Source organism: Bacillus sp. ISL-47 (assembly GCF_018613175.1).
Classification (GTDB): Bacteria; Bacillota; Bacilli; order Bacillales; family Cytobacillaceae; genus Cytobacillus.
This window is the reverse complement of sequence record NZ_JAGGQS010000026.1, coordinates 1-12,976: the sequence shown is the minus strand read 5'-3', so window position 1 is coordinate 12,976 and position 12,976 is coordinate 1. Positions and strand designations below refer to the sequence as shown.

General features: G+C 42.2%; 8 protein-coding genes. All 8 read right to left on the bottom strand.

Annotation, left to right across the window (positions count from 1 at the left end; genetic code table 11):
* Positions 1-237 precede the first annotated feature (237 nt).
* The 8 genes from J7I93_RS10075 to J7I93_RS10040 are packed head-to-tail and all read right to left on the bottom strand — an operon-like array spanning position 238 to position 12,471.
* A complete protein-coding gene (locus J7I93_RS10075) occupies positions 238-3,021 on the bottom strand; it encodes a VWA domain-containing protein (RefSeq protein WP_214725742.1) in 2,784 nt (927 codons plus the stop codon).
* Positions 3,005-4,777 carry a vWA domain-containing protein gene (locus J7I93_RS10070; RefSeq protein ID WP_214725741.1) on the bottom strand — a complete coding sequence of 591 codons (1,773 nt, stop codon included), beginning with the start codon at positions 4,775-4,777 and terminating at the stop codon, positions 3,005-3,007. Before J7I93_RS10070 ends, J7I93_RS10075 begins: the two co-directional genes overlap by 17 nt.
* Before the next feature lie 7 nt (positions 4,778-4,784).
* A complete protein-coding gene (locus tag J7I93_RS10065) occupies positions 4,785-5,651 on the bottom strand; it encodes a DUF58 domain-containing protein (protein WP_214725740.1) in 867 nt (288 codons plus the stop codon).
* Positions 5,651-6,655: an AAA family ATPase gene (locus J7I93_RS10060; RefSeq protein ID WP_214725739.1), complete on the bottom strand. Its 1,005-nt coding sequence runs from the start codon at positions 6,653-6,655 to the stop codon at positions 5,651-5,653. Before J7I93_RS10060 ends, J7I93_RS10065 begins: the two co-directional genes overlap by 1 nt.
* Positions 6,656-6,660: 5 nt before the next feature.
* Entirely contained in the window at positions 6,661-8,262 is a 1,602-nt protein-coding gene (locus J7I93_RS10055; protein WP_214725738.1) for a hypothetical protein, read from the bottom strand.
* Between the two features lie 50 nt (positions 8,263-8,312).
* A complete protein-coding gene (locus J7I93_RS10050; protein WP_214725737.1) occupies positions 8,313-9,161 on the bottom strand; it encodes an ABC transporter permease in 849 nt (282 codons plus the stop codon).
* Positions 9,158-10,093, bottom strand: coding sequence for an ABC transporter ATP-binding protein (locus J7I93_RS10045; RefSeq protein ID WP_214725736.1), 936 nt, complete (start codon positions 10,091-10,093; stop codon positions 9,158-9,160). Before J7I93_RS10045 ends, J7I93_RS10050 begins: the two co-directional genes overlap by 4 nt.
* On the bottom strand, positions 10,090-12,471 hold the full coding sequence (locus J7I93_RS10040) for a hypothetical protein (RefSeq protein ID WP_214725735.1): 2,382 nt from the start codon (positions 12,469-12,471) through the stop codon (positions 10,090-10,092). Before J7I93_RS10040 ends, J7I93_RS10045 begins: the two co-directional genes overlap by 4 nt.
* Between the last annotated feature and the right edge of the window lie 505 nt (positions 12,472-12,976).

Here is a 12,976-nt window from a genome sequence, read left to right as displayed (position 1 = left end):
CAGCGCTAAAGCGCCTGCGGGGTCTCACCTGTCTCGCTGTTCCCGCAGGACTTTGAATAAGCATCCTCGAATATTCATTTTCGAGGATGCTCGCACCTTCCGTTCCAATCAACCTATTGCTGTTAAACCGGTAACCTTTTAAGGGACTTGGCCTTTCTTTGTTTTATAATGGAGATAATCCATTCGAAATGGAATTTTGAATGCAGAGAAGCAAAAGCATAGCATTTCGCTCCGCTTCTACTTATTTTTTCTGTTTTTCGCATCCAGCAGCCTTTTCATACGCTCTTCCCGTTCTTTCGGTGTGAGTGTTTCAGGCTGTCTTGATGGAGTTTGCTTTTTCCTTTCTGGTTTAACGATCGGTTTTTCTATTGAAAGCTGATCTTCTTGACCCGGAGCTTTTTCAGCTTTAACTGTCTTTTGCCGGGCACGTTTCAGCTTTGCAAACTTTTCTGTTTGTCCACGATTTTCTACTTCTGCTTTCTTTCTGTTTTTCTTTATAATTCCTCCAGCTAGACCTATCAAGCCGAATCGCCTTATAGCTATTTCAGTGAAAAAGAGCAGAAACGCCGCCAAGATCAGCCATTCGCTGATCGGCTGTTTTGTACTGGCAGGGGTCTTTAACGGGCGAAAGCTGTCTTTTTCAGCCTCAAGTCCTTTGCCCCCTGTCAGCTTGGAAAGTTCCTCCAAATGCTCTTTATTGGCTCCCTTTTGCAGATATTCTGCTGAATACGGAATGGTAAAGCCAGTCTGATGGATATGGACATTTCCATTTTGATCTGTCTGTTTAATGTTCAAAAAATACATCCCAGTGCTTTCGGGCAGGATCGCTTCATATTTACCCGGGGCGATTAGCCTTGTATTCGCTTCAATCTGCTCGCCTGTTTCTGAAACAATGGAGGTCTCTATAGGGAGTGATACGCTATTTGCAGACTCAAGGTTTAGCACCGTACTTCCATCCCTTTTTTCAATGGAAATCCTGTAGGGTTCACTTTCATACTGCGGCAAGGTCTTTGTAACAAGCTGATTAATAAACAAAGGCCATTTTTCCCAGCGCGCCCAATCCCCTGACCATTTTCCCGAGAAGTCCGATGTAAAGGCAATTGTCCTGCCAATACCGTACTGCCATTCAGCAAGAACAGGATCTTCTTTTTCGCTCAATACCGGAACCTGCGAGCGCGGCTTTGCAGTTGCAGCAATATAGGCATTCATTTGAGGAACACCATTTTCAAAAAGTGCTGACCACTCTGGATATGGCTGAACACTTGGGTAGAAGGGGTTATCCTCTATATAGGTTCTTGTTGCCATCACGGTTTCGCGCGATAATATGCTCGGAATGACTGATGAATCTGTAACATCATAGTATCGTCCCGACCCCATTGCAGCAAGATCTTCAAGCAGTCCTCTGTCAGCATCCTGCCCAAGGGCAACAGTGGAAAGTGTAATGTTTTTCTCTTTGCGGCTTTCAATTAATAATTCATAGTCCCTATTCGTTGCAGACTGTCCATCTGTGAGCAAAATAATATGCTTTCTTTGAAGCTTCAGATCTTCCAGCTCCATGAAGGCTTGTTCAAGAGACGTAAAGATTTCAGTGCCCCCGCCGGGGGTTATCGACCTAATCTTATCAATTGCCTTCTTTTTATCCTTCAGCGGCTCTGTTTCAAGGATTTTCCATGGCCGGTCATCGAATGCAATGAAACCAAGCGTGTCTTCTTCACGAAGCAGTTCCACTGAGCGGGCAGCAGCTTCCTTGGCCAGTTCGATTTTGCTTCCTGCCATACTTCCTGATCGGTCCATTACAAGTACAATTCCCAATGAAGGCATTTCTTTCTTGCCCTTAATATCCATTTCCACGGGAAGCAGTTTTTCAATTGGTGTTTTGAAATAGCCTCCTAGCCCGAAGCTTTCCTCACCGCCCATCATTATGAAGCCGGTACCAAATTCTTTCACTGCTTTTTCCATTAAATTCATCTGATTTTCCGAGATAACGGTCGCTGGCACATTGTTAAAGATAATGGACTGATATTGCAGATATCCCGACAGAACTGTCGGAAGTTTTTCAGGCTGAACAGTATCTGCCTCAAGGCCTGAACCATCCAGAAGCTCCTCAATATTTCCCGATTCAGTCCCCTCCACAATCAGTACCTTTGGAGTTCCTTTTACATTTACAACCGAGTGCAGTGAATTATTTTCTGTAAAAGTATCCTGAGCAGCTGCTATTTCAGCCTTATATACCGTTAGTCCGGCTGTATCTGCTTTATGGGTAAAGGTATAAACGTTCTTTCCTTCATTTACTCGAACGGATTCCTTTAAAACCTCTTTATGATTAACTGAAAGGCGAATGTCAGCTTTTTTACTGGTATTGCTTGTCACTTCTACCGTGATAGAAGCCTCTTCTCCCAAATAGAGTGAAGGAGGGACAGAAAGTTCTGAAATAGATACATCTTCACCTGAGGTTGATTTTAACAAAACATGATCCACTTCTATTTTCCGATTTTTTAAAATGGAGGCTATCTCCATTCCGTTGCCTGAAGTTTCATTGCCATCTGACAAAAGCACGATTCTTCCAGCTGAATCTCTTGGCATCAATGATGCTGCGAACTGCAAGCCAGCCTCCAAATTGGTTTGCGAATCATCCACTTTCCCATTAAATTGGGCTACAGCCTCCCGATTCCTCCCCAGATTCTGTTCAAGGGCCACATTTTCGCCAAATGCGGCAACCGCATACTGATCATCGCTTTCCTTATAGCTGACACTATTTTCTATCCAGGCAAGCGCTTCCCCGTTTTCACCAATACTCGCTGAACGGTCAGCAAGGAAAATGACGGTCTCTCCCTTTACCGGCAGCAGAACCTGCGGAACGATCAGTGCAAAAATTAAGAGAGAAAAAATCACCAGCCTCAAGCCGGCAATCCAATAGTCTTCTTTCCCCTTAGCCCGGTGTTTCCATATATACAAAGTAATCAAAAGTACAACAGGAATAAACAACAAAAACAGGAAGGGATATTTAACCTCTATGCCCACGGCGGTATACCTCCCATTCCAAAGCAATTAAAATAAGAGCAGTTAACGCCAGCCAGAACCAGAGTTTTTCATTTGGCTTTTGGGTCATACTGTCTTTTTCTGATGATTTTTCATTCATTGTATAGGACTCTTCAGCTCTTGTATTCTTTTCTCGTTCATCGAGAAGCACGGAAAAATAATAAATTTGATTTTCTGATACAGCCTGGTAGGTTCCAGGAATGGCAGGTGCTTTGAAGTTTTCCTTGCTTAAATTCAAGGAGTACAAATTCTCATCTTTATGATTAAAAACCTCCCAGCGATCCGAACCCTCGCCTACATTAATCCATCGCTCCTCACCAGGCTTGAAATAACCAAGGAAATCTGTCTGCTGGGATAACCATTGATAAGCATTATATAAGAAAATTGGAAAGCCTGGCTGCAGTGGCCAGTCAGTATCGGTCAGTTCAAAATTCACAATAATAATTGGCTGCCCACTCAGCATACCCTTTTGTATTAATGGAATGCTACCGCTTTTCAGTACAGATTCCCATTCTCCATCCAAGGCTGCAGAAGCAGAATCGATAAACACTTTTTCAAAATTAACATATTGAAGGAGAGTATCATCTTCTTCCGTAATCCCTTCATCAAGCTTTACCTTTTCTTTGCTGCTGTTAAAAAATATAAGCGGCTGCTGCGGGAGATCCGGTAGATTACTCCCTTCGGCAAGAACTACTCCCTTAATATCCAATCCGCTAATGTTTCCTGAATCTGTCTGCAATAATTCTGCTCCGATGGTTTGAAAGCCTTTTACAGCAAATGGGTTCACCGTTCCCAATGTGTAGATCTTTGGCTTTGAATCCGTATATATGGAAGCAGCAACATTATCAGCACTGTAGCCATCCTCAATTGAGATAGATGCCTCATAATAAGGTTTTTCAGGCAGCGAAGGGACCTGAACGGTCATTTCCTCATTTGCTTTTAACGATACTTTTTGTTCGAACAAAACTTCTTCCTCATTTTGAACCTTAAAGCCTGTTTCTATCATTCTTGAAGATTGATTTTCTATCACTGCAACTGCTGAAATTTCACCAGCTACTGCTGCAGTGCCAAAGGACTGCAGCGAAACATTTCCTTCGTCCACTCCAATGTTATGTACAACAGTGTATTGGCCAGCCATTTTTTCTTTTATTTTGTCCGGAGTAACTGCGTCGGAAAAGATATGGATAGCTGTGTCCTTCCCTGAGGATAAGGAATCTGCCAATACGAGTGCTTTCTCCATATTTTCATGCTCATAAGAGAGCTCCAGGCTGTTGATTTTTTTGCTGATTTCTTCTGAATCATCTTCCCTGCTTACTAGAATCTCGCTTTTCTCTCCTGCTTTAATCAAAGTTACTTCCTGGCCATTTAGCTTATCTGCCAAATCCAGCATTTCTTGCTTCGCCATTTCAAACCGAGTAGAGTCATCCATTTCGGCTGACATGGAGGCAGAGGGATCCGCAATAAGGATCAGGTGTTCACCCTTTAATACATGTTCAAACCAGAACGGGCGTACAAGGGCAAGCATTAATAACAGCAGGGCTAATATTTGCAGCCAGAACAAAAGATTTTGCTGCAGCTTTTTCAGCCATGGAGAGGCCTGCCATTCGTTTAACACCTGCTCCCATAGCATGTTGGATGAAACTGTCCTTTTCATGTACTGCTTGCGAAAAAAGTAAAATAAAACAACGGCAGCTATGAAAATAGTTAAAATAAAATAAATAGGATTTAAAAATTGCATGTTTTCGTCACCTTACCAGCCCCTTTGCGGGAAGATCCCGGAAAAGAATCGTCTGTAGATCCCTGGCTTCAGGAGCAAAGATATACTGGCCGCCATACCGTTTGCATAAGGCCTCAAGCTGTTTATTATGTTCCTTCAGACGTTTTTCATAGTCAAATAAAATAGAAGGGTTCAAACTGATATTTACTGCTGTCCCTGTTTCACTATCTATTAGTTTCATATCTCCCGTATAGGAAGGGTTCAGCTCTTCATTAGCCAGCACCTGGAAAAACCAAAACTCCTGTTTCATCCCTTTTAATTTCTTAAATAGACTTTCCCAATCTTCAATTGGTTCAAATCCATCCGTTACCAAAATAGCAAGCTGCTGCTTTTTTGATAAAGAGTCTTTCATGCAGCCCAGAAAGTTTTGGGATCCTGCAACGCCTTCGTATTTCTGAATTTCCAGGAAAGTACGCCTGCTGTAAACGGAACCCTTTCTCTTCACTGGATGTATCCCATCAGAAGATATTGCAGCATATAAAAGCCGGTCTTCACCAGCAAGCACCATAAAACTCAATGCGGCCGCCAGCCCTTTTCCATGCTCCCACTTCGATTGGATTTTTGTCATTGAAGAGGTTGCATCCAGATAAACGGCAATGGAAAGTTCCTGTTCATCCAAAAACCGTTTGATATAATGCTTTTGGGTTCTTCCGAAAACATTCCAGTCAATTTGGCGAATATCATCACCAGGCTGATAGGCCCTAAAATCGGAGAATTCCATGGAAGAGCCAAACTTATTAGACTGTCGTGATCCTGCATGAATTCCCCTTTTTCTGGTTTTAACAACAACCCTTCTTTTTTGAAGCCTTCCAAGCAGAGCCTGTTGATTGTTCATCAGCTTTTTGCTCCCTGAACGGTTTCGCTTATTAGTTCCCCAATGATTGAATCAGCAGTAACTCCCGCTGCTTCACCTTCAAAGTTCAAAATCAAGCGATGCCTTAGAACAGGATGTGCAACTTGTTTAAGATCGCCAACAGAAACATGGTATCTACCGGAGCACATTGCCCTTGCCTTTGCCATATTGATTAAGCTCTGAAGCCCGCGAGGCCCGCTGCCATATTGAACAAAATTCTTTACTATTCCCGGTGCCTCTTCTGACTCAGGGTGTGTTGCAGTAATGATCCAAACCGCATAATCCAGTATTTCATCTGAAACAAGGATTTCCCTGGAAAGCCCTTGAAGTGTAATAACTTCCTCAAGCCCGGCTACCTTTTTTAGCTGTTTACTTCGAGGCCCTGTTGTTCTTAGTGCAATTTCTTTGAGCTCTTCTTTTGTTGGATATTTAACATTGACCTTGCAAAGGAAACGGTCCGTCTGCGCCTCAGGCAGAGGATAGGTGCCTTCCATATCAATAGGATTTTGTGTTGCCAGTACGAAAAAAGGTTTTTCCATGTTCTTTGTTTCGCCCATAATCGTTACGGTTTTTTCACCCATTGCCTCAAGCAGGGCACTCTGTGTTTTTGGTGTAGCCCTGTTGATCTCATCCGCGAGAATAATGTTTGCGAATAACGGTCCTTTATGAAAACTGAATGTTTGCCTTCCAGCCTCATTAGGCTGAAGAAGCATCGTGCCGGTTATGTCGGATGGCATGATATCCGGCGTGAACTGTATTCTTGAAAAATTCAGATCAAGTACCTCTGATATTGTTTTAATCAGCATCGTTTTCCCAAGTCCCGGCAGCCCCTCAAGAAGTACATGTCCTCCTGCAAGAATACTCCATAAAACATGTTCAACCACTTCTTCCTGGCCGACCATAAATGCTTGAATTTCTTTTTTCACTTTTGCAAAAGTTTCAGCAGCTTGTGCAAATTGCTGTTCTTTTTCTTCCATAACAGACATTGAAGTCACTCCTTGTCAGGATCTATACCCGTGAAATAATTTTTCACTATTTCTTCTAAATCAGCTGGGAGCTTATAACGATCCGTGCTTTGCCTATAAGCTTTTTCATAATTTCCATACACCTCACTGTATGGCCTGATACTTCCTTTCAAAACTGGCCCATCCCCTTCAAATTGCTGTCCTGAGTTACCTTCACCGAGGGTGCCATTATCATTCTCCATGTTCTGCTGTCCTTCCATATGAGATGGAATGGTTAGCAGGTCCCTTGAACCCTGGCCGAGGCCTGCTCCGCCGCCAAGACCGCTGCCCAAACCATTTCCGGAACCGGAGCCGGAGCCTGATCCAGAGCCCGAACCGCTTCCTGAACTTTTTCCGGAACCTGCGCCTGAACCATTATTTCCATTGCTGGAATTATTGCCTGTTTGGTTTTGATTATTTTGCTGCCCTGAATTATTTTGCTGTTGTCCCTGGGGGGAAATAGAACCTGTCCCCTGGCTGCCAGGCTGGCCTGGAGGTGCAAACGCCAATTGGCCAGGAGGCATTCCATTTGCAGCCATTTGCTTTTGAAGGGACAATCCTGAACTTTGCAGTGCCTGCTGCGCTTCAGCCAGCTGTTTTAAAAGTTCTTCCGATTCCATCGCTTCTTCAAGCTGCTCCAAAAGCTTCGATAGCTCTTCTTCCGATAATGGCTCATCACTCCCGGTAAGCTCGCTCAATGCCTTTTTTTGCTCTACACTTAATTCATCCATCTGATCGTTCAGCTTTGACAACTCTTGTTCAATTGCGGCCAAATCTTTTTGAGTCAGCTTGCGGCTTAGTTGATCCAGCCCATTTTTATTCAGGCCTGATTTCATATTTTCCAGAGCCATTGATTTTTCTTTTACTTTAAGCGCTTTTAATTCGAGACTTTTCGTTTGTTTGGCCAATTCCTTTAAAGCCTCGTCAGCTGACTTTTTTTTGGAGATTGTATCCTTTGCCCTTTCTAATGCCTTTTTCACAGCAGGATTCTTTTCTTCCTCGGCTTTTTTCTCCAATTCCTTTTTTGCTTCTTGCACTAGTTTGATTTCCTTCTCCTGTTTTTGTGCCAGTTCCATTTTTTCGCTGGGGATCAAATAAAGCAGCACCGCGGCAGCAAGAAAAGTAAAAAACAGTGAAAGAGGCTTAGGGCAAAGGATGGTTTTCTTCCTTCCTAAGACCTGATCATGCACTTTTTTCATAAACTTTACGGTATCAGCAAGCTGCAGCCTGGCTATAATTCCTTCATCCTGCAAAAAAGAAAAGGATGTAATAACTCTGTCTTCCGCTACGAACCGGTTATATAAGGCGGCCGCTTCTGCTATTCTCGGCCAGCGTTTACGTATTCGGTAGGCGTAGACGAGCAGTGATAATAGAAGGATTGGCCAAACATAATAGCCAAGAAAAGGAATGGCAATAAACCTTGCAGCAGTAATCAGAAGAAATGACAAAGCCGCTGCTAACGCAAGGAACACCTGCGATTCCCTAGCAATTAGCTGAAGCAGCATCTGCCGTCTAATCGGTTTTAAGAGTTTTAGATATTGAATGCGCTCTTCCATTGGTTTCATTCCCTTATTAAAGATCTCGGGCATCCCTCCCCCCGCTATAGGGAGAAAGAAATTGCCCGAACTTCCCTATTCATTTAGCCCTTTTTCATATTGGGGCGGAGTTTTCTGATGCTGAGCAGCAAAGCTCCTATGAAAATCACAGTATACGAGATTAAATAAGATATCCATAACGGAAACTCAATGCCTGTTGATCGGGTTATTTCATTCGTTATCTCGGGTTCAAACGTACTGATCAAAATAATAACAGGGTTCAGCATTGCCGGGAAATAGGCCAAAGGGTTTGTCGGCTGAACCGCTGAATAATTGTAAGCATTGTTTAGCTGCATGAAGATTAAAGCCAGAAAAGCCGTTCCTCCTGCCAAAAATAAAGTAACTCCATAGGTAGTTACCATTGATACAATGGTTTTTCGAATGAGCGTTGAAAACAGTACCCCAAGGCTGCCAAAAGCAAGGATTGTGAATAGATAAAAGCCCATTGTCGTGAGCAATTGTCCAGGGGAAACACCGCCAAATAAAAATACAAAGCTATAGAGCGGCAGACTTGCCGCGATAAGCAGAAGCAAATACGAAATAGATGAAATCAGCTTGCTCAATATAATACTTGCGGAGCTTTGGGAAGTAGTCAGCATGATGTTTAATGTTTGCCTCTCCCTTTCACTGCTGATGACTCCTGCGGTTAATCCCGGTGTAATAAAAAGAATTAAACCAAGCTGCAAAACAGAAAGAATCATAAACATCGTACGGCTTTGTTCCGGTTTAAAAAAGCCCTGCATGTTATTTGACAATGATTCTATAAATATAAAACCAACGATTATTAACCCAAGAGCAAGCAGGTAAAAGAGGACGCCCAGGTAGCTCTTAAAGTTACGGAAGCGGAGCTTAAATTCTTTATTCAGTACAGGATTTACCACTAAATTCTTCATGTCAGCTCAACCCCCTTTGTAATTTCCATGAAGACATCTTCAAGGTCTGTCTCCACTTCAGAAAAGCTGGTAATAGCCAGATTATTAAGTATTGCTTTTTTCAGCATAGCTGTTTGTTCTTCAACAGTTCCTTTGTATATAAATTGGAAGGACAAGCCGTCCTCCAGCACTGCCAATTTAGAGACATTATGGTCATCCTCAAAAAAGGAGACCGCATGATCAGCCCCATCATGGACTTTCACAATAATTAGCCTCTCCCCTCTTAGCTGAGCCTGTATATCAGCAACTGTACCCTTGGCCACCAATTTCCCTTTGTCTATAATGCCGATAATATCGCACATCTCGGCAAGCTCCGGTAAAATGTGGGAAGAAATTAAAATCGTTTTACCCATGCTCTTCAGTTCCTTTAATATTTCCCTCATCTCCACCCTTGCACGTGGATCTAGGCCTGAGGCGGGTTCATCAAGAATCAATACTTCAGGATCATGGATGAGGCACCTCGCCAGACAGAGGCGCTGCTTCATCCCCCTCGATAAAAGGTCAACATATGAATCTCTTTTGTGTGACAAATTTACGAGGTCGAGAAGCTGCGGGATCAGCTTCTCCCTCTCCGCAAACGGAATACCATAGCTGGCTCCATAGAAATGCAGGTATTCATCTGCCTTCAACTGGTCGTAAACTCCAAAGAAATCCGGCATATATCCGATCTGTTTCCTTACTTGCTTTGGTTCCTTTTGAACATTATAGCCATTCACATAAGCAGTTCCGGATGTTGGGGCCAGCAGGGTAGCTAAAATGGAAAATGTCGTCGATTTTCCCGCGCCGTTCTGTCCAACAAATCCAAACACACTGCCTTTTTCTATAGTCAGGTTTAACGAGTCAAGTGCAGTAAATTTCCCGTACCTTTTCGTTAAATCAATCATTTCAATCATTTTGCCACCTCCCCTTTAATCGTAATTGCTGGCAATTGAACATAAGGATCGCCCTGGGCTGATTTGTAGAGTTTCAATATGAATTTGCCTTCTTTCGAAATAAATTGGCTTAGATCGTCCTTGCTGGTCAGCTTTAAGCTGCGCTGATCCGGTTCGATCGGCAGCCATTTATCGGTTTTATGATTTTTAACTGAATATTGGACTGCATGGCTATTAATCCTAATAGAAATTTCATCAAGGCTATATGATTTATCTGCCAGCTGTTTTGGCAGATTAAGAATATATTCATATTCTCCGTCCTCCAACATCATTTCTGTATGGGATCCGCCCATTCCTTTTTCATAAATTTGGCCCTGTATTACATTCCAGTCGGGGGCCATCATTCCATCTTTCAAAGTAAATGAACCAGAAAACTCATTTACTGCCTCGAATGGCTGCAATATTAGATTGGTATTGTTTTGCTTCTCATTTTTCTTATCGATTGTTACGTTTATAACTGCATCTTTCGTTATCCCTGCAAGGACTGGCTGTGACACATCTCCAAGCAAAAATGTCGAGGAAGCAAATTCCAGTCTTTCTTTCCTTAACTGGCTGATATCATTATTGCCGTTGTTCGGGTATGATCCATTAAAACTTCCTGCATACGGTCTTGTCAGCAAGGACTGTTTTGTTGTCTTATCTACGTTTATTGTTTCGCCTTTCTTTAGCGGCCCCAATTTAATAGCTTCATTGCCAGACCAAATGTATAATTCTTCAAAATCGTAATCAAACCCATTTGTGATGGTACCTGTTAAGCTCTTGTCTTTTAAAGTCAGGTCAGCCGTAAATTTCTCCTTTATTTCGGTCTGAGCTTTTCCATATATGGTTTTAGAAGACCAATAATCCACCTTAGGAAAAATAATTTCATTGTGTTTAATTTTTTCCGCCATGATTCCGCCCCTTAACGGATCAAAGGTGGAAGAATTGTTTGTATGCACAACAGCATTAAATTCACTTTTAGGCATTGATAGTTTATATTCACCACTTTTATTTGATAATAAGGTTGAGGCCTGATATCCGCTTAAAAGCTGATTATTCACCTTGAAAATCCCCATTTGATTAAGCTGCGGCTGTGATATCCGATCTTTCGCCCCCATCCCAAAGACAGCAGCTGCCATTAAAAATGCAAGCGAAGGGATGACCCACCAGGAATGCTCCCTTTTATCAAGCTTTCTTAGGACAAAATATAAAACAGGTACAATCAAAACAATATAACCCGCAAATAGCCCAATTAACTGCCCTATCGAGAAATTAGATGCAGGAAAGAATTCATTTGCTTCTGCAAATTCCCAATAAAGCTGGTCCAGGTATTCCTGTCCATACGGATTTGACCCTGTGCTGGCACTAGAAGCATGCTTTAAAAAGCCGGCAAACCAGGTGCTGTATCCCTTCCAGGAGGCTAAGGGCTCATCCCCCAGTGAAAAAGCAGTTTGCAGAATCGAACCGCTCCCAAATTCTTTTACCAAGGTAACTGGAAGCTCACCGCTTTTCGAAATAATAGCGGAATCCTTATCTACCGGGCCTGTAAAAAAATTCAGCTCATCAAAGTCCCGCTGTGTATCTTTAGTGCTCTGCAAGAAATCAGCTGCACCAGTTGTTTCATTTTCAGCTTTCATTGGAAGCAATGAATATAGCTCCCCATAGGATTGGCTTGCATCCGGCGCTGCCCCAGCAATTAATACTCCACCGTTATAAACCCAATCCTTAATTGCTATTTGCTGCTGTTCACTCAGCTGAGAAACCCCATATTCATCCACCAGCAAATAATCAAGCGTTTCCAATCCAATAGACTGATTTGGCAATTCTTCTTTTTTTAGTTCAATCATCTGAATAGACATGGAAGGTAGCGTCCTAAGTTCTTTTAATCGGTCATATTTTTCACTTAAGACTCCAACAGCCTTAGAACTCATATCTATAAACTTTGGTTTTATGGTATCTTCGCCTTTGAAGCTAACTTTTTTTCCATTCTTCCAATCTCCTTGATAAAGAGTCAGCGAAGGGATATTTTGATAAATGGAGGGGTGATCCTCCGTCATACCTGGCATGGAAACCAAGTATTCTTTCATGCTGCCTGCCGGAAGCTCCACATCCACCGAGATCGCACCGCCGGTATTATAGGAAGGATGATAGCTTATTAACAAATCACCGCTAAAAGACTCTCCCGTATTTTCAAGCTTTATCCGCAGCGGAAATCCCTTTCCCCGCTTTACCTTTCCGCCAAATCCTTCATCAAGCGTAACTTTGATCTCTGTGTTTCCAGCCCCTGCGGTTTGCAAGGGACTGACCATGAGGAATAAACATAAAAAAACCATAATGATAATATTAATTTTTCTGCGCAACCCAATCTCCCCCAATTAAAAATATAAACATGAATTGAAAATGGCCCTGACTCTTTTTTCTTTATTTTGGGACCAGTTTAAACCCGTAAATTAGCTGCTATTAAAAACAAATGGCTATTTTCAATACTCATTGACAGCTTCCATAAGTATAGACGCAAGCAACTGACAAAAAGTTCCTGACCATCTTGGAATTTAACCATTGAATGAAGAAATTATAAGAGAAACCTGGAAACCATCAGTGTTTTTAGTGTAATTTTACACTTTTACTATAGATTGTCAATATATTTTGATATTTCTATTAATAAAGTTAGTTAATTTAATTGCTGTTTTCGCAAACTTTGCAGCTTTATAAACAAGTAGTGAGAGGCTGATTTCCGCTCCAGGATGCTTAAGCTTCCGCGGGGCGGGCGTTCATCGTTATTCAACCGGATTAAATCCCTTTTTCTACGAATAAAAATTCCTTATAAAAGATAATTGATGCACAAAAAAACGGCTCAACGTCAAA